Raw genomic sequence first — 21,327 nt, 5'->3', positions numbered from 1 at the left:
TCACCCCTTCGCCATCGCGCGATAGTCGAGGCGGCGGTGGAACCAGTATTGGTAGCCTGTCACGTTCTTCTGCATCGCGACATTGACGAAGGGCTGATAGAGCGGGATGCGCGGGATGTCGGCGAAGGCGAGATCGACGAAGCCCTTGACGTCGGCGTCGTAGGCGGCGGTGTCGCCATTCGCGGCGGCGATGCGCGCGCCGTCGATGAGCTTGTCCATCTCGGGCGATTTGTAGCTCATCGTGTTGAAGATCGAATTGTTGCCGTGATAGCACCAGTAGAAGAAGTACTCGGGATAATCGAGCCAGCCCGAGAACACGTTGGTGAACAGCGGCATTTCCTTCTTGGTGAGCTCGGTGCGCCAGTTGGCGCCGGGCACCTTGTTGATCGTGGTCTTGATGCCGAGCTGCGCGAGGCTCTCCTGCACCAGCACGCAGAGCGGCTCGTTGACCCCGGCGAAGTTCAGGTCGAACGAGATCGTGGTCTCGAAGCCGTTGGCGTAGCCGGCTTCAGTGAGCAGCGCCTTGGCCTTCTCCATGTCGGTGAAATACTTGGTCGGCTGCGGCCAGGCGACCTCGGTCGGCTTGTCCTTGGCCGCGCCGAACATCGGGTTGGCGAGACCGAACAGCACCGCATCCATGATCTTCTGATACGGCATCGCGTAGGCCATCGCCTGCCGTACCTTGGGATTGTCGAACGGCGGCTTGGTCACGTTCATGCCGATATACTGGATGCCGTTGGAGAACGGCAGCGAGACCACGTTGAGCTTGCCGTTCGCCTTCATCTCCTGGAAATCCTTGAACGGCAGCTCGTAGGAGATGTCGGCGTCGCCGCGCTCGAGCAGCGCGCGGCGGTTGCCGGCCTGCGGCACCATGCGCCAGATCACGCGCTTGATCTTCGGCATCGGACCGCAGACCCACTCGTCGTTGCGCTCCATGACGACTTCGGTGCCGGCGGTCCATTTTGTCACCTTGTAGGCGCCGGAGCCCGCGGTCTGCTGCTTGGTGAATTCGAGGCCCCACGGATCCTTCTCGCTGGCGTTCTTCTTCACCAGCTCGGAGTTGACGACGCAGGGCACGATCACAGCGAGGTCGGGGATCGTCAGCTTGTCCTTCTTCAGGAAGTCGACGCGCACCGTGGTGTCGTCGACGATGACGAACTGCTCGGGCTTGGTCAGCGAGCCCGCGCTCATCTGGAAGGTCGGAAAGCCGCCGACCGAGACGGCACGGTCGAGCGACCATTTGACGTCCTTCGCCGTCACCGGCGTGCCGTCATGGAATTTGGCGTTCTTGCGCAGCTTGAAGGTGACCGACATGTCGCCGATGTTGAAGTCCTCGGCGAGTTCGGGCTTGAACTTGTCGCGATCGTAATAGGGCACGCCGCCCGGACCGCTCTTCATCTCGTGGCTGATCAGCCGGTCGTAGCAATTCCAAGACACCTCGTAGCCCGGCACGTTGGTGCCGACGCCGTGGATATCGAGATTGTTGGGGCCGCCTTCGGAGACGATCAGCAGCGTCTCGGAGCGCGCATCAGCCTTGGCCGGCGACCAGATCGCGGGCGCGGTCGGCGCCAAGGCGCCCGCTGCCAGTCCGGACACCGATTTGAGGAAGTCGCGACGCTTCATGTGATGCTCCAACGCCTTGGGAAACGGCCTTGGAACTCAGATCGCAAGGATTGTGCCAACCCTTAATGAAACCTTATGTCCTGCTAATGCCTTGCCGGAGCGAGGTAAAACGTCGACCGGTATCCCGGTCGGGCAAGCTCTCAGATCGCCAATTGCATACAAAGACGGGCTATATGCTCAATAGATGAGCATGAAATGACTCCTGCTCGCTTTGTGGCCGGCAATGGAGGTCGCGCGCTGAAGAGCGCTAATCCGGCCAGATCAGCTCCTGCAATTGCACGAAGTCATCGACCCGGTCCGGCCAGCCGTCGATGCAGATGTGCCGGAGCGGATCGCTGGCAGAGTGCAGCATCAGCAGCGCCATCAGCCGCCGCTTCAGCGTGAACGTCACATCAGTGCGCGGGATGCCGAAGCCGTCGAACAGGCTGCGCACCCGGCGCGGATGCCCGGCGGCCATGAAGGCGCTGGGACCGAGCAGGTCGTACTCGCCCCATCCGGTCCGGACGTCGCCGAAGTCGAACAGGCCGGCGACGTGCCAGCCGTCGGCCCGGCGCCCGAGCAGAAAGTTCTCCGGGATGTATTCGCCGGTCAGGATCACCGGCGGCGCGTTCATCGGGATCAACTCAGCGGCGTCACGCAGCAGATCATCGAGCCCGGCGAGGAATTTCGCCGGCAGGCCGAGCCGCTCGTGCCGCGCCCGGCACTGCGCGATCTGCCCGCGCATGAAGGCCTCCCAGCGCGGCTCGAGCGCGCGCAGGCTGCCGGGCGGCACGCGCTGCACCTCCGCAATCACGGCCCCGATCTCGGCGAGCACGCGCTCGCGCTCGGCTTCCGACAACGATGGCCAGACCTCCGAGCCGACGGTGCCAGACAGGCGGGTGATGACGAGGTACGGCCAGCCGTCACGCTCGCCCTCCGCGACAAGGTCGGGAATCGGAATGCCGAGCCATCCGCGCAACTCGGCAACCGCGCCGCGCTCGGACACGAATTGCGGGCGCAGAAACGGCGGGAAGAGCTTGAGGATCAGGTTATCGTCCAGCCCGACGACGAGGTTAGTGCCGGTCGAGAACACATGCGGCGCGACGCACGACAGCCCGTGGCCGTCGGCAATATCGCGCGCCACCGGCAGCCAGCGCGACGTGTCGCTGCGCCAGGCACGGTAGCTGTCGTAGCCGGTGAGGAGCGGAAGATGCATTCGCGCGCGGCCTCTCAACGCTGTCGTCCTGGCGGAAGCCAGGACCCATAACCACCGAATTTGATTGTAAGCGGGATCGCGGCCCTAGCCTCGCGCAACGATGAGCAGCCGGGGTAATGGGTCCTGGCTTTCGCCAGGACGACCCTGAGTGTGTGGCGCCGCTTGCGAGCGATACATTCACATCCTCTCAGGATGACGGAGAAACAGTTGGGCAGTCTGGATGCCCCCTCACCGGTCCGGATTGGCGCGCTCGAACTGGCGCAAGAGGCGGTTGCCGCGCTCGACGGCGTTGTCCATCGCGGCTTGCGCCGACCGCTTGCCGGCGAACACCTGCTCGAGCTCCTCCTCGATCACGTCGCGGATCAGGACGAACGAGCCGAGGCGGATGCCCTTCGAATTGTCGGTCGGCGGCTTCAGCGTCACCTCCTCGATCGAGATCGAGGCGCCGGGATTGCGATCGTAGAAACCCTGCGCGCGGGTCAGATCGAATGCGGCGCGGGTGATCGGCAGGTAGCCCGTGTTCTGGTGCCAGGTGGCCTGCACCTCCGGCCGCGACAGATAGGCGAAGAACTTCGCCACGCCGGCATATTCGGCGCGCGGCCGGTCGCGCAGCACCCACAGCGTCGCGCCGCCGATGATCGAGTTCTGCGGCGCGCCCTGCACGTCGGGTTCGTACGGCATCATGCCGTAGCCGACCTCGAATTTGGAATTGGCCTTGATGTCGGCGCGCGTGCCCGACGAGCCGATGAAGATGCCGCACTCCCCTTTCTGGAAGCGCGGCTCGGCCGCCTGCCCGCGGCCGCTATAGTCGAAGGTCTTGTCAGCCTGCCATTGCGCGAGCTGCGCGATGTGGCGCACCACCAGCGGATTGTTGAAGATCAGCTGGGCGTCGAGCCCGGAAAACCCGTTGGCCTTGGTCGCGATCGGCAGATTGTGGAAGGCGGAGAAATTCTCGACATTGATCCAGGACGGCCACGACGTGGTCAGGCCGCACATCGCGCCCGCCGCGCGCAGCCGCTTGGCCACGACGCCGAGCTCCGGCCAGGTTCTCGGCGGCACGCTCGGATCGAGCCCGGCGGAGCGGAACATATCCTTGTTGTAGTAGAGGATCGGCGTCGAGGCATTGAAGGGGAACGAGAGCATGTTGCCGTCGACATCGGCATAGTAGCCGGCCACCGCGGGCAGATAGGCCGACGGCGCGAATGCCTCGGATTGATCGCGCATCAGCTCGAACACCGGATAGATCGCGCCGCGGGCCGCCATCATGGTTGCGGTCGCGATCTCGTTGACCTGAACGATCGCCGGCTGGCTGCGCGATCGGAAGGCGAAGATCGCCGCGGTAACGGTCTCGGTATAGTTGCCCTTGTAGGCGGGCACGATCCGGTAGTCGGATTGCGAGGCGTTGAAATCGGCGGCAAGCTTCTCGAGCTGCTTGCCGAGCTCGCCCGACATCGCGTGCCACCACATGATCTCGGTGGCCGCCCGCGCCGGCGACACAAGCAGAAGAGCCGCGACGACGAGGTACAGGAGCTTCAAAGCGAACTTCACGACGAGCCGTTCCCGGATGCCAACACGCCCTCATAAGGCGCTACAACCGCAGATTCAACCTACACCGCAGGTTGCACCGCGGATTTAACGTTTGGCCGATGGCGAACCAGCGCCATTCTGCTAAAAATGCGTTGAACCTTTTCTTCCCGCCCTGGACACAATTCACAAGGGGAATAGTAGCCTGTGTACCGCCGCGCCGGCCTTTCGCGGATAACGATGCTTGCCGTCGCGCTGTCATGGGCAGCGGTCCCGGCGAGCGCTTTCGCGCGCGAATTCCGGACCGCCGATACCCAGAATGAGGACTATCCGACCGTCCAGGCGCTGAATTACATGGACCGCCTGATCGCCGAACGCACCGCCGGCCGGCACCGCATCGTGGTCTTCCATTCCCGCCAGCTCGGTGAGGAGAAGGAGACGCTGGAGCAGACCCGGGCCGGCGCCATCGATTTGAACCGGACCAATGTCGCGCTGATCGGGACAATGGTGCCGTCGGTCAACGTGCTGGCAATGCCGTTCCTGTTTCGATCGCCCGAACACCTGCAAACCGTGCTGGATGGACCGATCGGCAGCGAGATCCTGAGCAGTCTCGGGGATCACGGCTTCGTCGGGCTGGCCTTCTACGATTCCGGCGCCCGCTCGATCTATAACAGCGTACGCCCGGTGCGTTCGCTCGACGACCTCAAGGGACTGCGGGTGCGCGTGCAGCAATCCGAACGGATGTCGGACATGGTGCGTGCGCTCGGCGCCCAGCCGGTCCAGATGCCCTACGGCCAGGTGCTGACCGGATTCGCCACCGGGCTGATCGACGGCGCCGAGAACAATTGGGCGTCCTTCGTCACCACCGGTCACTACAAATATGCCGGCTACTACACGCTGACCCGGCACACTTTCAGTCCGGACGTGCTGCTGATGTCGCAAAAGGCCTGGGCCAGCCTCTCGCCGGAGGAGCAGGCGATCTTCCGCGAGGCCGCGCAACGCTCCAGCGCCTACATGCGCGAGAGATGGCGCGAGCTCGAGGAGCGCTCGCGCAGGCAGGCGGAGCTCGCCGGCGTCAAGGTCGTGACCGACATCGACCGCAAGCCGTTCGAAGCTGCAATGGCCGGCATCTACGCCGAGGCCGAGCGCGATCCTGCGATATCAGCGCTGATCGAACGCATCCGCAACATGGAGTAACCGGATCTTGGACGCACCAGAGCAGGACGGGACGAAGCGACGGCGGGCGGCCTTCGGGCCGCAGGGCCGTTTCCGCATCGTCCAGTTGCTGCGTGCGGTCCCGATCCGCTGGCGCATCCTTTCGATCGCCCTGCTCAACTCCGCGGTCGTGATCGTGCTGGCGGTGCTGATCTGGAACGGCTCGAAGGTGCTCGGCTCGGCCTGGGAGGATGTCCGCCAGGTGCGGGAATCCGACAAGATCCTGGCCAAGCTCGAAAGCGAGACCAGCCGTCTGCAGAACCTGATCCATCGCTACATCAATCAGCCGAGCCCGGACCTGTTCGCCGAAATCCTGCTGCTCCGCGAGGCCGTGCTCGGCACGCTGACCAACCGGGCCTCGACCGACCCGATGCTGTCAGGCTCGGTCGAGCAGCTGGAGCGCGTCACCAGCCGCTTCCTCGACGGCTTCGGCGAACTGCGCACCGTGCAGACCAGGATCAGCAAGACCTATGACGAGCAGGTGCTGTCGCCGACCAAGGACATGGCCGGACTCTATTCGATCATCGAGGGCGCGACCGGCCATCGCGATGCACTGATCTGGCCCGCGCTCGGCAAGTCGCGCGAAGCGTTCACCTCGCTGCTGGTCGCCGCCAACGCCTACTACCTCTCGCTTGCCTCCTCGTCGGCCGAGGAAGCCCGCCGCAACATCGATACGATCGAGCGGACGATTCCCGTCATGACCGATCTGGCCGAAAACGATCTGCAGCGCATGGCGCTGGCGCGGCTGAAGGTCAAGACCGCCGAGCTGCGCGACGGGCTCGGCAAGCTCAGCGAGCAGCTCACCAACCGCACCGATCTGCTGCGCAACTCGATCGACGCCAGCCAGGCGGATGCGATCGGCGCGATCGACGATCTCTCGGTGAAGATGCGCCAGCGCGAGCAGAAGGCGCAGGAGACGTTTGACAAGACGCTGACCTCGATCTCGCGCCGGGTGCTGTCGATCGCCGTGATCTTCCTCGGCGTAATCATGTCGGCCGGCGTCATGATCGCGCTGTCGATCCGCCTGCCGCTGGCGCAGATCATGGCCGCGATGCGCACTATCACCTCGGGGGACCTCGACCGGCCGGTGCAGGGCACCTCGGCCAAGGACGAGGTCGGCGCCATGGCCCGTGCGGTCGAAGTGTTCCGCGAAAACGCGATCGCCAAGCGCAAGACCGAGGACGAGCTGCGCACCGCCAAGGAGGAGGCCGAAAGCGCGCTGCTCGAGCTCAACACCGCGCAGCAGAACCTGATCGATGCCGAACGCCTCGCCGCGCTCGGCGGCCTCGTTGCCGGCGTCGCCCACGAGGTCAACAACCCGATCGGCATCAGCCTGACGGTGGCCTCGAGCTTCGCCCGCCGCAGCGAGATGTTCGAGAACGATTTGAAGACCGAGCCGCTGCGCCGCTCCAGGCTCGACGAGTTCGTGCGCGCCTCGCGTGATGCATCGCAGCAACTGGTCTCGAACCTGACGCGCGCCGGCGAGCTGATCCAGTCGTTCAAGCAGGTTGCCGTCGACCGCTCGCATGCCGAACGCCGCCAGTTCGCCTTGAGCGAATCCACCGACCAGATCGTGGCGAGCCTGCGGCCAGTGCTGAAGAAGGCCGCGATCGCGCTGTCGGTCGATGTGCCCGAGGGACTGCTGATCGACGGCTATCCCGGCGCCTATGGGCAGATCTTAACCAATCTTTTCCTCAACGCCGTCAATCATGCCTTTGCCGATGGCCGCTCCGGCACCATCACCATCTCGGCGCGCGGGCGCGGCGCCGACGATGTTGAGATCATCTTCGCAGACGACGGGGCTGGCATGACGCCGGACGTGCAGCGGCAGGCGTTCGACCCGTTCTTTACGACGCGCCGCAACGAAGGTGGTACGGGCCTTGGCCTCCACATCGTCTATAACCTCGTCACCCAGCAGCTCGGTGGACGCATGATGCTGGAGTCAAGGGTAGGACAAGGCACCACTTTTCGCATTATCATGCCCAGGATCGCCAAGGGGGCTGCCAAGGGCGAGCCCACGATCGCTGACGCAGCAGCCGACGGAACCAGTCAATGGCCGAACAGGACGATGTCCTCCAACTGATCGACGATACCGAGAGCCCCCAGGAGGACTCGTCGGCCCGCAAATGGAAGATCGCCGTTATCGACGACGATCACGCCGTCCATGAAGGCACCCGCTTCGCGCTGAGCGACTACAACCTGAACGGTTCGACGCTGGAGATCCTCTCCGCCTACTCTGCGGCCGAAGGCCGCACGCTGATGCGGGACAACCCCGACATCGCAGCCGTGCTGCTCGACGTCATCATGGAGACCGACGTCGCCGGCCTCGAGCTCGTCGAGTTCATCCGCAACGAGATCAAGAACGAGACCGTGCGCATCATCCTGCGCACCGGCCAGCCCGGCCAGGCGCCGGAACGGCGCGTCATCGTGCAATACGACATCAACGACTACAAGGCGAAGACCGAGCTCACCGCCGACAAGCTGTTCACGTCGCTGACGGCCGCGCTGCGCAGCTACCAGCAGCTCGAGCGCATGGTGCAGACACGGCGCGGGCTCGAGATCATCATCGACGCGGCCTCGACGCTGTACGATTTCAAGTCGATGCAGCGGCTGGCCGAGGGCGTGCTGACCCAGCTCGCCTCGCTGCTCAACGTCGACTGCGCCGGCATTCTGGTGCTGCGCGACGACGGCAATTCGGCGGCGGCCGATTTCTCGGTGCTGGCCTGCTCGGGCTGCTACAGCCGCTTCATCGGCACCACCTCGTCAAAGGCGCTCGATCCGGATCTGCGGCACATGGTGGAGGAAGCATTCCAGCGCCGCAAGAACGAGTTCGCCGACCACCGCAGCGTGCTCTATTCGCGCACCGGCAGCGGCCGCGAGGTCGTGGTGCTGCTGCAGGCCGAGCGCCAGCTCTCCGACACCGACCGTGCGCTGGTCGAGATCTTCTCGAGCCGGCTGTCGATCGCGTTCGACAATGTGATCCTCTACCAGCAGCTGCACGAGGCCAACACCCAGCTCGAGGACCGCGTCGCGCAGCGCACCCGCGCGCTGATGCAGGCCAACCGGCGGCTCTCGGCGCAGTGGCTGCGGCTGCAGCGCGCCAACGGCTTCAAGAACGAGATCCTCGGCACCGTCGCTCACGATCTGAAGAACCCGCTCGGCGTGATCCTCGGCCGCACCGAGATGCTGACCGAGCTGATCGGCGCCGGCTCGCCGAAGGAAAACGTCACGTCGCAGGTCGAGCACATAAGGGACGCGACCAAGCGGCTGACCTCGATGGTCGACCATCTGATCTCGGACGCGATGGCCGATGCCTTCGACATCACCATCCGCCGCGAGCCGGTCGACGTCGCGGCCCTCGTCAACGAGGTCACCGAGGCGAATTTGCCCTCGGCCGTCAACAAGCAGCAGAGCATCTCGGTCTCGGGGCCGCAGCAGTTCGTCACGATGTGCGACGCCGACCGGATCCGCGAGGCGATCGACAACCTCGTCAGCAACGCCATCAAGTATTCGCCGATCGGCGGCAAGATCACGGTCACGGTCAGCCATGAGGGCGACGACACCGTGATCCGGATCGCCGACCAGGGCCCCGGCCTCAGCCCGGAGGATCTCGGCCGGCTGTTCGGCCGGTTCCAGCGGCTGTCGGCCAAGCCGACCGCGGGCGAAAGCTCGACCGGGCTCGGCCTTTCCATCGTCAAGCGCATCATCGACATGCATGGCGGCCATGTGACCGCGCAGAGCCCGGGCCCCGGACAGGGGTCGACCTTTACGGTTACACTGCCGGCGACAGAGACATCATGAGCCAGAACCCGCATATCTTCATCGTGGACGATGAGGCGCCCGCCCGCGAAATGGTCGGCGATTACCTCAAGATGCACGGCTTCGGCGTGACGCTGTGCGACGGCGGCAAGAGCCTGCGCAAGGAGATCGAGGGCTGCACGCCCGATCTCGTGGTGCTGGACCTCAACATGCCCGAGGAAGACGGGCTGTCGATCATTCGCGACCTCAAGAGCAAGATCAACGTCCCCGTCATCATGCTGACAGCTACTGCCAGCCCGATCGACCGCGTGGTTGGGCTGGAGCTCGGCGCCGACGACTACGTGGCAAAGCCCTGCGAATTGCGCGAGCTGATGGCGCGCATCCGCTCGGTGCTGCGGCGAAGCGGGCCGGCGAAAGCGGCCGCGCCGGAACCGGCGAGCGCGAAGGCCGAAAAGGAGCAGCTGGTTCGGTTCGGTACCAAATGGCTCGATCTCGAGGCCCAGGCGCTGCGCGACGACGAGGGCAACGAGCATCCGTTGACGGCGTCCGAATTCGGCCTCCTGAAGGTGTTCGCGGCCAACCCGAAGCGGGTGCTGTCGCGCGAGCGGCTGCTGGAACTCGCCAATGCGCGTGACGCGGAAGCCTTCGACCGCGCCGTCGACCTGCGCATCATGCGCATCCGCCGCAAGATCGAATTCGACCCGACCAAGCCGTCGGTGATCCGGACCATCCGCGGCGGCGGCTACCTGTTCTCGCCGACTGGCGACAAGGCGTAGCGCTGCGAAGGCCGTCCCGCCTCTCAATGTCGTCCTGGCGAAAGCCAGGACCCATAACCACGACTGCCCGGGTTGGGTAGGCTGCACCCACAGCGGGTTCAAACAACGATCATTTGGGGTAATGGGTCCTGGCTTTCGCCAGGACGACAAATCGTTGTGTGGCACGGGCGGATTCAGCGACACAAAGGCTGTCAATCCGCGCAAAAATCCCTAAGTTTCGGCCATGCCGAAAACAGCCTCCAAAGCCCCCGCCAAGCCCGCATCGAAGACCGACCCCAAGCCCGTTGCCGCCAAGGCCACGGCGAAGGGCGACCATGTCTTCCTGGTCGACGGCTCGTCCTACATCTTCCGCGCCTACCACGCGCTGCCGCCGCTGAACCGCAAATCCGACGGGCTGCAGGTCAACGCCGTGCTCGGCTTCTGCAACATGCTGTGGAAGCTGCTCCGCGACATGCCCGAGGACAACCGGCCGACGCATCTGGCGATCGTGTTCGACAAGTCGGAGATCACGTTCCGCAACAAGCTCTACCCCGACTACAAGGCGCACCGGCCTCCGGCGCCCGACGATTTGATCCCGCAATTCGCGCTGATCCGCGAGGCGGTGCGCGCCTTCGAACTGCCCTGCCTCGAGCAGGTCGGTTTCGAGGCCGACGATCTGATCGCGACCTATGCGCGGCTCGCCAGCGAGCGCGGCGCGACCACGACGATCGTGTCATCGGACAAGGATCTGATGCAGCTCGTCAACGACAAGGTCGTGATGTACGACACGATGAAGGATCGCCGCATCGGCCGCGACGAGGTGATCGAGAAATTCGGCGTGCCGCCGGAGAAGGTGGTCGAGGTGCAGGCGCTGGCCGGCGATTCCACCGACAACGTGCCCGGCGTGCCCGGCATCGGCATCAAGACCGCCGCGCAGCTGATCATCGAATATGGCGATCTCGATCAGCTGCTGTTCCGCGCCGGCGAGATCAAGCAGCCGAAGCGGCGCGAGGCGCTGCTGGAGAACGCCGAGAAGGCGCGCATCTCGCGCCAGCTGGTGCTGCTCGACGACAAGGTCGAGCTCGAAGTGCCGCTCGACGACCTCGCCGTGAACGAGCCCGACTCGCGCCGGCTGATCGCCTTCCTCAAGGCGATGGAGTTCACCACCCTCACCCGCCGCGTCGCCGACTACGCGCAGATCGACCCGGCCAATGTCGATGCTGATCCCGGCAACAAGAGCGGCGCGAGCGTGTTCTCGCCATTGCCGCCATCCGATGTGACGCCGGCGCCCGGAGACGCCCCGACATCTGCGGCACCGCTGCCGAAAGCCAAGCCGACCGGTGCGCGTGACGACAAGAATTCAAACCTGAAGGGCACGCCGGCGACGCTGGCCGAGGCCCGTGGCGAGGCGATCCGGAAAATTGGCTTCGACCGCAAGACGTATCAGGCGATCGGCAGCCTCGATCAGCTCAACGCCTTCATCGCCCGCGTGCCCGACACCGGCTATGTCGCGATCGAGGCGATGTCGGAATCGATCGACCCGATGCAGGGCGAGCTCGCCGGCCTTGCGCTGGCGCTGGCGCCAAACGATGCGTGTTACGTCCCGCTCAGCCACAGGCAGGCCGGCGGTGGCGCGGGCCTGTTCGATGCCGGCCTCGCACCCGGCCAGATCAAGACGGCCGAGGCGCTGGCGGCGCTGAAGCCGCTGCTGGAGTCCGTCGGCATCCAGAAGGTCGGCTTCGACGTCAAGTTCACCTCGGTGATGCTGGCGCAGCACGGAATCACGCTGCGCAACATCGACGATGCGCAGCTGATGTCCTACGCGCTCGATGCGGGCCGCGGCTCGCATGCGCTGGAGGCGCTTGCCGAGCGCTGGTTCGGGCACGCCGTCGTTAACTACGGCGGCCTCGTCGGCAGCGGCAAGGGCAAGCTGACCTTCGATCAGGTCACGATCGACAAGGCCAGCGAATATGCGGCCGAAAGCGCCGACGTGATCCTGCGGCTGTGGCGGGTGCTGAAGCCGCGTCTCGTCGCCGAGCGGATGACGACGGTGTACGAGACGCTGGAACGGCCGCTGGTCTCGGTGCTGGCGCGGATGGAGCGGCGCGGCATCTCGATCGATCGCCAGGTGCTGTCGCGGCTGTCGGGCGATTTCGCCCAGACCGCAGCACGCGTCGAGGCCGAGATCCAGGAGATCGCCGGCGAGCCGGTCAATGTCGGCAGCCCGAAGCAGATCGGCGACATCATCTTCGGCAAGATGGGATTGCCCGGCGGCAGCAAGACCAAGACCGGCGCGTGGTCGACCACCGCGCAGGTGCTCGACGAGCTCGCCGAGCAAGGCCACGAATTCCCGAAGAAAATCCTGGAGTGGCGCCAGGTCTCGAAGCTGAAATCGACCTATACCGACGCGCTGCCGACCTACGTCAATCCGCAGACCCATCGCGTCCACACCACCTACGCGCTGGCCGCGACCACCACGGGCCGGCTGTCGTCGAACGAGCCAAATCTGCAGAACATCCCTGTTCGCACCGAGGACGGCCGCAAGATCCGCCGCGCCTTCATCGCGACGCCGGGCCACAAGCTGGTGTCGGCCGACTACTCACAGATCGAGTTGCGGCTGCTCGCCGAGATCGCCGACGTGCCGGTGCTGCGCCAGGCATTCCGCGACGGGCTCGACATTCACGCCATGACCGCCTCCGAAATGTTCGGCGTGCCGATCAAGGACATGCCGAGCGAGGTGCGCCGCCGCGCCAAGGCGATCAATTTCGGCATCATCTACGGCATCTCGGCGTTCGGCCTCGCCAACCAGCTCGGCATCGCGCGCGAGGAGGCCTCGGCCTACATCAAGAAATACTTCGAGCGCTTCCCGGGCATCCGCGCCTATATGGACGAGACCAAGGATTTCTGCCGCCGCAACGGCTATGTGACGACGCTGTTCGGGCGCAAGTGCTACTACCCCGACATCAAGGCCTCCAACGCCTCGGTGCGCGCCTTCAACGAACGCGCCGCCATCAACGCGCGCCTGCAGGGCACCGCGGCCGACATCATCCGCCGCGCCATGATCCGCGTCGAGGACGCGCTCACCGAGAAGAAGCTCTCGGCGCAGATGCTCTTGCAGGTGCATGACGAACTGATCTTCGAGGTGCCCGACGACGAGGTCGCGGCGACGCTGCCGGTGGTGCAGAAGGTGATGCAGGACGCACCGTTCCCGGCGGTGATCCTGTCGCTGCCGCTGCAGGTCGACGCCCGCGCCGCGAACAATTGGGACGAGGCGCATTAGCGCTTCCTCACCTCTCCCCGCTTGCCGGGAGAGGTCGGATCGCTCTTGCGATCCGGGTGAGGGGGTACAGGTCTCACCTCGGTCCTTGCACGTTGAGAGAACCCCTCACCCCAACCCTCCAAGAGCGAGCTTCGCTCGTCTCGACCCCGCATCCGCCTTCGCCCGAGGAAGGGCTTCGGCGGACAAGAGAGCGGGGCGAGGGAGCGCACCGCCGCCGCCGCGACATTGCTCCGAGAGCAATTCCGAGATGGCCGCGCGACGGACGACACGCTAGAAGTGCGCGCATCCCTCGCGAGACCCGTCATGCCCCACACATCCGCTTTGCTCGGCTTTGCGCTCATCTGCCTTGGCATGGTGCTGACGCCGGGACCGAACATGATCTATCTGATCTCGCGCTCGATCACGCAGGGGCCCGCGGCCGGCATCGTCTCGCTCGGAGGCGTGGCGCTCGGATTCGTGTTCTACATGCTGTGCGCGGCGTTCGGCATCACCGCACTGCTGTTTGCGATTCCCTACGCCTATGACGCGCTGCGCTTTGCCGGCGCCGGCTATCTGCTCTGGCTGGCTTGGCAGGCCGTGAGGCCCGGCGGCCGCTCGCCGTTCCAGGTCAAGGCGCTGAAGGTCGACGGTCCGCGCAAATTGTTCGCGATGGGCTTCGTCACCAATCTTCTGAACCCGAAGATCGCGATGCTTTATCTGGCGCTGCTGCCGCAGTTCATCGATCCCGCCGGCGGCAGCGTGCTGACGCAGTCGCTCGCGCTCGGCTCGATCCAGATCGTGATCAGCGTCAGCGTCAACGCGATGATCGCGCTGGCCGCCGGTTCGATCGCGGTGTTCCTCGGCACCCGCCCGACCTGGCTCCTGGTGCAGCGCTGGCTGATGGGCACGGTACTGGCGGGGCTGGCGATGAAGATGGCGCTCGAGGCGCGGCGGGCCTAGCGAGTACCCTCTCCCCCTGTGGGAGAGGGTGGCTTCGATGCTTCGCATCGAAGCCGGGTGAGGGGTCTCTCTCCACGAATTCACTCGCGGAGACAACCCCTCATCCGGCGCTTCGCGCCACCTTCTCCCACAAGGGGAGAAGGAAGAAGGCGCGGACTGCCCCTCAATCCAGCTTTGCTTCCATTCCCCGCTTCGTCGCCGGACGGGCCATCAGCGTCTCGTACCAGCGCTTGACGTTGGGGAAGTCGGCCAGGTCGACCTTGTGGCGCGGATGGCGCCAGGCCCAGCCGAGGATGGCGAAATCGGCGACCGAGAGATCGCCGGCGACGAATTCGCGCCCATCAAGCCGGCGATCGAGCACGCCGTAGAGTCGCCGCGTCTCGGCCATGTAGCGCTTCAGGCCGTAGGCGCGGTCCTGCTCGTTCTCCAGCGCGATGAAATGGTGCACCTGGCCCGGCATCGGGCCGAAGCCGCCCATCTGCCACATCAGCCACTCATAGACCGGGATCCGCTCCGCCAGCGGCTTCGGCAGGAACTTGCCGGTCTTCTCGCCGAGATAGAGCAGGATCGCGCCGGACTCGAAGATGCTGACCGGCTTGCCGCCCGGCCCATCCGGATCGACGATCGCGGGGATCTTGTTGTTCGGACTGATCGCGAGGAAAGCGGGCGCCATCTGCTCGCCCTTGCTGATGTTCACCGGGATCACCTTGTAGGGCAGCCCCATTTCCTCCAGCGCCACCGAGATCTTGCGGCCGTTGGGGGTGTTCCAGGTGTGCAGCTCGATGGTCATTTCCGCTTCCCGTGCAAGTGTTTGGGCAAGTGTTTGGCCGAGTGTTTGGCGCCTGCTTACGGGGAACGGAACGGCCGCACAACCGCGCTTTCCGGAAAGCACGCCCGCGGAAATCGCGGCTTGGGCACTGTTGACGGCGGAATTTCCACGCTGGAATGTGCCGGTAAGCGTGGATAGATTGCCGCCCGCCTCAAACCCTCAAGGGAAAAAGTCTTTGTCCAAATCAGCCTCCCGCGCCCGCCTCGCCGAGATCATCCGCAAGCGTTCGTTCGGCCGCGGCGAGATCACGCTGGCGTCGGGCCGCAAGAGCGACTTCTATTTCAACCTGAAGCCGACGATGCTCGATCCCGAGGGCGCGGCGCTGCTCGCCGAGCTCACCTATGAAGCGCTGAAGGACGACAAGCTCGATTTCGTCGGCGGGCTCGAGATGGGCGCGGTGCCGCTCGCCGGCGCCATCGCGCAACTGTCCTGGCTGAAGGGCCACCCGATCGCGGCGTTCTTCGTGCGCAAGAAGCCAAAGGAGCACGGCGCGAAGCTTTCCGTCGAAGGGCTGGCCAAGGGTGAGAGTCTTGCGGGCAAGCGGATCGTGATCGTCGAGGACGTCACCACGACGGGCGGCTCGGCGCTGAAGGCGGTGGAAGCCGTGCGCGAGGCCGGCGGCGAGATCGCGCTGGTCTTCACCATGGTCGACCGCGAGGAAGGCGCGACCGAGACGTTTGCCGAAGCCGGCTTGCCGTTCCGCGCGCTGTACAAGGCGGGCGAGTTCCTGAAGGGCTGACCTCCCTCTCCCCGCAAGCGGGGCGAGGTGAAGGGGGCGGTTCGCGTGACCTCGCCTTCGTGTGACGCCGTCACCCCAAATCAATCGCTCGTTTACCATCCCGCACTATGGTGAAGCCGCCAGGGCAGCTTGTCGCCGTGGCGCGTCGGGTGGAGTTGGCGTTGCGTACAGAGTTGAGTGATCGGCGCATGCGGCGCCGCGTGATACTGGCCGCCGCAGCCTTTGCGGGTTCCGTCCTGGTGGCGCCCGCGCCTGTCTCGGCCGAAGGGCTGTTCGACTTCTTCTTCGGCGGTTCCCAGAAGCAGCAGAGCCGGCAGGCGCCGCCGCAGGCCAATTTCTTCGCCGATCCGTTCGGCCTCAACCAGCAGGCTGAACGGCAACCGTCCGCCCCCATTTCGGCGCCGCGGGTGGCCGGTTCCGGACCGGCGTATTGCGTGCGCAGCTGCGACGGCAAATATTTTCCGCTGACGATGCGCGGCAACGCCACGCCGGCGCAGCTCTGCCAGGCGTTCTGTCCGGCGAGCGCGACCAAGGTCTATTACGGCAGCCATATCGACAGCGCCGCATCGACCGCCGGCGAACGCTACGCCGACAGCGAGAATGCCTTCGCCTATCGCAAGGCGTTGCGCGCCGACTGCACCTGCAACGGCCGCGACCCGGCGGGGCTCGCGCCGGTCGACCTCGCGCTCGATGCCTCGCTGCGCGCCGGCGACGTGATCGCGACCACCGACGGCCTCGTCGCCTACACCGGCATCCGCGTCGGCAACGAGCAGTCGTTCGACTTCACGCCGGTCGCCTCCTATCCCGGATTGACCTCGGCGGTCCGCGCGCGGCTCGGCGAAATGAAGGTCGCCCCTGTCAGCGCCGAGATCGCGGGCGACGCGCCGCTGCCGGAAACCAGAAGCGATGTCGCGCCGTCGGCTGTTGTGCCGAAGGGCAACGCCGCAAAGCCCGCGAAGCGGGCCGAAGCGAACTGACGGCGCGAGCCGTCATTGCGAGGAGCTCGCGACAAAATTGCGAAGCAATTTTGCGCTGAAGCGACGAAGCAATCCATGCTTCCGCTGGGGACGATGGATTGCTTCGCTAACGCTCGCAATGACGAAGACTGCTACCGCGCCACGATCACGCCGATTACGTTCGGCGCGGCCATGTATTTCTCCTCGATCGCGGCCCGCGCGGCCGCGCGGTTCTCCGGATTGAGGATGCCGCGCTTCTCGGCGAGGATCATCCAGCAATAGCCCCACCAGTCCGTCAGCATGCCGTGATCGTCGACGAGATCATAACCCTGCTCGCCGGCGAAGATCCGCGCATGCGCTTCATCGAGCGAGTCGAGCCAGGCGTGATCCTCGTCCGAGAACAGCTCGTCGCTGAAATCGTCCGTGGTGTAGCCCCAGATCGACATGCAGACCGCGTTGAACTCGCGATCGAGCTGGTCGTCGTCGATCGGCTGGCGCCGCGAGGCCTGGTGCAGCCGCGACAGCGACCGCGCGAAATCGGCAATCCGGGTCAGGGCGAATTGATCGAAGGCGATGGTGGACATGTAGTCCTCGCAGAGACTGAAAGACCATAGATATTGTGTCGGCGCAGCCGCCGAATCACAATGATATATCAAAGACTTGCTAAAGTGTTCTTAATTCGTTCTGATGCTATCAGTAGACGTCGCCCCGGCGAAGGCCGGGGCCCATAACCACCGCTATCGGACATCTCACGTGATCGGTGCCCCGAAATGAATGCCGCAGTCTATTACGTCTACATTCTCGCGAGCCGCCCCCATGGGACACTCTACGTCGGCGTCAGCAACGATCTTTGCAATCGGCTTACGCTTCACCGCTCTGGACACGGCTCACAGTTCGTCAAGAAATACGGCGTCACGCGACTGGTTTACGTGGAGGTCTACGCCACACCGCAGGAAGCGATCGCACGGGAAAAAGCGCTGAAGGAATGGCGCCGCGACTGGAAGATTCGCCTGATCGAGAAAGACAATCCGGAGTGGGGCGACCTGTCCCATCTTCTCTGACGGCTGTGGTTATGGGCCCCGGCCTTCGCCGGGGCGACGAATTGCGGTGACTGCCCTCGCCTCATGAAAAAGCTGACACAGCGCCCCCAAAAGCCATTCGGGCCGCTGACCAGGTCAGCGGCCCGTTGAAAAATGGCTTCGGAATGAAATGCGTCGGAGCTGAAAAATGTGCCCGCCCCACGGGCGACAGCTGTGTATGTAAAGAACCCGTTAAGCCTTGGAAATCCGTATCACCACGGTGTTTCGGATCCCGCGTGAAAGCGCGTTGCGCGGCCGCTCAATTCGCTGCCGAGAGCAGCTTGTCGCCGCAGGCATTTGCGTAGAACTTGCCGCCGCATTGCCGCTTGATGGCGGTACAGCGCGCGGCGGGCGATGCGTTCTGCGCCACGCTGAAGCCGCAACTCAGGCCGTCGGCGCTGCGGCCCGGTCTGCCCGCCGCATCGGCTGCGCTGGTCGCCGTGATGCACACCACGAGCAACGCCGCGGCCGCGATCTCGATCAAGAGTCTCATCACGCATCCTCCGGTCAATTGTCGCGAAACCCCGGCTTCTGCAGCGCCATCGTAGCACCCATGACGGCTGGTCCGGAAGGTTCCCGAAGCGGCCCGGTCCTTGCATAAAATCACGGCAGCGCTGTGTATGGCATCGTCCCTGACGGTTTCGATTGCCATGCAAGGCGGGTATCATTGCGCTGGAGCGTAATCGGAAGGCCGCGGAACCGGGATTTCCGGGGAACCATGCTCCACCAATGAGATGGGGTCATGATGCGCATCATCGCATCATGTTCCGGTTGAACGGCAGGGATTGGGCGCGTTGCAGGAACAGACAAACTACCCGGCATTGAACCAGCCGATCGACGAGCTGGCGCTGACCGAGATCAAGAGCGCGATCCTGGCCAAGCTCCGGCTTGCGATCGGCAAGGACGCCACCGTTGCGACCAGACGCGACTGGTACAAGGCCGCGGCGCTGACGCTGCGCGACCGCATCGTGCACCACTGGCTGACGGCCGAGAAGCAGAGCTACGACGCCGGCGCCAAGCGCGTCTATTATCTCTCGCTCGAGTTCCTGATCGGGCGCCTGTTCACCGACGCGCTCAACAATATGGGACTGCTGCCGCTGTTCGAGGCGGCGCTCGGCGACCTCGGCGTCGATCTCTCGGACCTGCGCAAATGCGAGCCGGATGCGGCGCTCGGCAATGGCGGCCTCGGCCGGCTTGCGGCCTGCTTCATGGAGAGCATGGCGACGCTGGCGATCCCCGCGACCGGCTACGGCATCCGCTACGATTTCGGGCTGTTCCGCCAGATCATGAACCATGGCTGGCAGCAGGAATATCCCGACGAGTGGCTCGCCTTCGGCAATCCCTGGGAATTCCAGCGGCCGGAGGTGGTGTACAACGTTCACTTCGGCGGCCATGTCGAGCATGTCGACGATCGCGGCCGCGACCGCGCCACCTGGCACCCGGCGGAAACCGTCGAGGCCATGGCCTACGACACGCCGATCGTCGGCTGGCGCGGCCAGCACGTCAACGCGCTCCGCCTGTGGTCGGCGCATGCGCCCGACCCGCTCGAGCTCGACGTCTTCAACACCGGCGACTACGTCTCGGCCAGCGCCGAGCAGGCGCGCGCGGAAGCGATCTGCAAATTCCTCTATCCGAACGACGAGAGCGCGGCAGGCCGCGAGCTCCGGCTGCGCCAGGAATATTTCTTCGTCTCGGCCTCCCTGCAGGATCTCGTCAAGCGGCATCTCGCCTCCGACGGCGGCCTGCGCAATCTTGCGCAGAAGGCGGCCGTGCAGCTCAACGATACCCATCCGAGCCTTGCGGTCACCGAGCTGATGCGAATCCTGGTCGACCTGCACAATTTCCGCTGGGACGAGGCCTGGAAGATCACGGTCGCGACCCTGTCCTACACCAACCATACGCTGCTGCCCGAGGCGCTCGAGACCTGGCCGGTCGAATTGTTCGAGCGGCTGCTGCCGCGGCATCTCGAGATCATCTACCGCATCAACGTGGCCCATCTCGCGCTCGCCGAAGAGCGCTTCCCCGGCGACATCGAATACCGCGCCTCGGTATCGCTGATCGACGAGCGCAGCGGCCGCCGCGTGCGGATGGGCCAGCTCGCCTTCGTCGGCTCGCACCGCATCAACGGCGTCTCTGCGATGCATTCCGACCTGATGAAGGAGACCGTGTTCCACGACCTGCATCATCTCTATCCGTCGCGCATCACCAACAAGACCAACGGCATCACCTTCCGCCGCTGGCTGATGCTGGCCAATCCGCGGCTGACCGCGCTGCTGCGCGAAACCTGCGGCGAGGCCGTGCTCGACGACTTCTCGCTGCTCGAGCGGCTCGAGACCCATTCGAGCGATCTGGAATTCCAGCGGCGCTTCCGCGACGTCAAGCATCACAACAAGCTGGCGCTGGCGCGGCTGATCGGCGAGCGCAACCACATCAAGGTCGACCCGTCGGCGCTGTTCGACGTGCAGATCAAGCGCATCCACGAATACAAGCGGCAGCTGCTCAACATCCTGGAGACGATCGCGCTGTATCACGCGATGAAGGACGAGCCGCGGCGCGACTGGGTGCCGCGCGTGAAAATCTTCGCCGGCAAGGCGGCGGCGAGCTACCGCTACGCCAAGCTGATCATCAAGCTGATCAACGACGTCGCCGAGGTCGTCAACAACGACGCTTCGCTCGGCGGCAGGCTGAAGGTCGCCTTCCTCGCCGACTACAATGTCAGCCTCGCCGAGGTGATCATTCCGGCCGCCGATCTCTCCGAGCAAATCTCGACCGCCGGCATGGAAGCCTCCGGCACCGGCAACATGAAGCTCGCGCTGAACGGCGCACTGACGATCGGCACGCTCGACGGCGCCAATATCGAGATCCGCGACAATGTCGGCGAGGAGAACATCGCGATCTTCGGCCTCGAGGCCGGCGACGTCATGGTCCGCCGCAAGCAGGGATTGGACGCCAGCGACGCGATCCGCAAATCGCCACGGCTGGAGCGCGCGATCCGCGCCATCGAGAGCGGCGAGTTCTCGCCCGGCGATCCCGCACGCTTCGCATCGATCGGGCACGCGCTGCGCTACCTCGACCACTACATGGTCTCGGCCGATTTCGATTCCTACTACGACGCGCAGCGCGGCATCGACGCCCGCTGGATGGTGGCGCCGGCATGGACCCGCGCCTCGATCCTCAATGTGGCGCGCATGGCCTGGTTCTCCTCCGACCGCACCATCCGCGAGTATGCCGAGGACATCTGGCACGTGCCGGTGCATCCGGGCGCCTCGCCGCAGCTCGGCAACCAGCGCGAGGCGAAGGGATAATCCCGGGACGCGGGAATCGATTACGCCTGACGTCATTGAAATCAGCGCGATCGTCCGCGATATTGCATGATGGGCGTCATTGCTCGTCATTGCGTATGGCGATACGGAAGCGCCAGTCGATATTGAAAG

Annotated in this window: 16 protein-coding genes; 10 read left to right on the top strand and 6 right to left on the bottom strand. The window is 64.9% G+C overall.

Going from position 1 to position 21,327, the window contains the following annotated elements:
- The 3 genes from QA635_RS04685 to ugpB form a co-directional block, all read right to left on the bottom strand.
- Entirely contained in the window at positions 1-1,623 is a 1,623-nt protein-coding gene (locus QA635_RS04685) for an ABC transporter substrate-binding protein (protein ID WP_283067315.1), read from the bottom strand.
- Between the two features lie 247 nt (positions 1,624-1,870).
- Complete coding sequence (locus QA635_RS04680; RefSeq protein WP_283067313.1) at positions 1,871-2,818, bottom strand: aminoglycoside phosphotransferase family protein; 948 nt, start codon at positions 2,816-2,818, stop codon at positions 1,871-1,873.
- A 228-nt stretch (positions 2,819-3,046) separates the two neighbouring features.
- Entirely contained in the window at positions 3,047-4,285 is a 1,239-nt protein-coding gene (gene ugpB / locus QA635_RS04675; protein WP_229189698.1) for a sn-glycerol-3-phosphate ABC transporter substrate-binding protein UgpB, read from the bottom strand.
- 297 nt (positions 4,286-4,582) lie between these two features.
- Here ugpB and QA635_RS04670 point away from each other — a divergent pair, with 297 nt between their 5' ends.
- From QA635_RS04670 to QA635_RS04645, 6 genes are all read left to right on the top strand, one after another.
- Positions 4,583-5,539 (top strand): TRAP transporter substrate-binding protein, encoded by a 957-nt coding sequence (locus tag QA635_RS04670; RefSeq protein ID WP_283067312.1) that lies wholly within the window; start codon positions 4,583-4,585, stop codon positions 5,537-5,539.
- 103 nt (positions 5,540-5,642) lie between these two features.
- Complete coding sequence (locus tag QA635_RS04665) at positions 5,643-7,640, top strand: sensor histidine kinase (RefSeq protein WP_283071472.1); 1,998 nt, start codon at positions 5,643-5,645, stop codon at positions 7,638-7,640.
- Entirely contained in the window at positions 7,610-9,358 is a 1,749-nt protein-coding gene (locus QA635_RS04660) for an ATP-binding response regulator (RefSeq protein ID WP_092078609.1), read from the top strand. The genes QA635_RS04665 and QA635_RS04660 overlap by 31 nt, the downstream gene beginning before the upstream one ends.
- Entirely contained in the window at positions 9,355-10,092 is a 738-nt protein-coding gene (locus tag QA635_RS04655; protein ID WP_028333805.1) for a response regulator, read from the top strand. The genes QA635_RS04660 and QA635_RS04655 overlap by 4 nt, the downstream gene beginning before the upstream one ends.
- Positions 10,093-10,315: 223 nt before the next feature.
- Complete coding sequence (gene polA, locus QA635_RS04650; RefSeq protein ID WP_283067308.1) at positions 10,316-13,351, top strand: DNA polymerase I; 3,036 nt, start codon at positions 10,316-10,318, stop codon at positions 13,349-13,351.
- A 303-nt stretch (positions 13,352-13,654) separates the two neighbouring features.
- Entirely contained in the window at positions 13,655-14,290 is a 636-nt protein-coding gene (locus QA635_RS04645; protein ID WP_028333807.1) for a LysE family translocator, read from the top strand.
- Positions 14,291-14,453: 163 nt separating this feature from the next.
- Here the strand turns inward: QA635_RS04645 and QA635_RS04640 are convergent, their stop codons facing one another.
- The gene (locus tag QA635_RS04640) at positions 14,454-15,080 is read right to left on the bottom strand and encodes a glutathione S-transferase family protein (protein WP_283067305.1); all 627 of its coding nucleotides are present in this window, start codon (positions 15,078-15,080) and stop codon (positions 14,454-14,456) included.
- Positions 15,081-15,294: 214 nt separating this feature from the next.
- Between QA635_RS04640 and pyrE the strand changes: the two genes are divergently transcribed.
- On the top strand, positions 15,295-15,858 hold the full coding sequence (pyrE, locus tag QA635_RS04635; protein WP_028333809.1) for an orotate phosphoribosyltransferase: 564 nt from the start codon (positions 15,295-15,297) through the stop codon (positions 15,856-15,858).
- Positions 15,859-16,046: 188 nt separating this feature from the next.
- The gene (locus QA635_RS04630; protein ID WP_283067301.1) at positions 16,047-16,835 is read left to right on the top strand and encodes a DUF2865 domain-containing protein; all 789 of its coding nucleotides are present in this window, start codon (positions 16,047-16,049) and stop codon (positions 16,833-16,835) included.
- Between the two features lie 131 nt (positions 16,836-16,966).
- Here QA635_RS04630 and QA635_RS04625 read toward each other — a convergent pair whose 3' ends face one another.
- A complete protein-coding gene (locus tag QA635_RS04625) occupies positions 16,967-17,398 on the bottom strand; it encodes a hypothetical protein (protein ID WP_016843277.1) in 432 nt (143 codons plus the stop codon).
- Positions 17,399-17,584: 186 nt separating this feature from the next.
- On the opposite strand from QA635_RS04625, the gene QA635_RS04620 reads away from it, so the two are divergent.
- Entirely contained in the window at positions 17,585-17,875 is a 291-nt protein-coding gene (locus QA635_RS04620; protein WP_283067299.1) for a GIY-YIG nuclease family protein, read from the top strand.
- Positions 17,876-18,152: 277 nt separating this feature from the next.
- Here the strand turns inward: QA635_RS04620 and QA635_RS04615 are convergent, their stop codons facing one another.
- Complete coding sequence (locus tag QA635_RS04615; RefSeq protein WP_283067298.1) at positions 18,153-18,386, bottom strand: hypothetical protein; 234 nt, start codon at positions 18,384-18,386, stop codon at positions 18,153-18,155.
- Positions 18,387-18,678: 292 nt separating this feature from the next.
- Between QA635_RS04615 and QA635_RS04610 the strand changes: the two genes are divergently transcribed.
- Complete coding sequence (locus QA635_RS04610) at positions 18,679-21,198, top strand: glycogen/starch/alpha-glucan phosphorylase (RefSeq protein WP_425249131.1); 2,520 nt, start codon at positions 18,679-18,681, stop codon at positions 21,196-21,198.
- Positions 21,199-21,327 lie beyond the last annotated feature (129 nt).

It is taken from the genome of Bradyrhizobium brasilense, assembly GCF_029714345.1.
Classification (GTDB): Bacteria; Pseudomonadota; Alphaproteobacteria; order Rhizobiales; family Xanthobacteraceae; genus Bradyrhizobium; species Bradyrhizobium australafricanum.
Note: the sequence above shows the minus strand (reverse complement) of the source record. Positions and strands in the feature narration are given on the sequence as shown.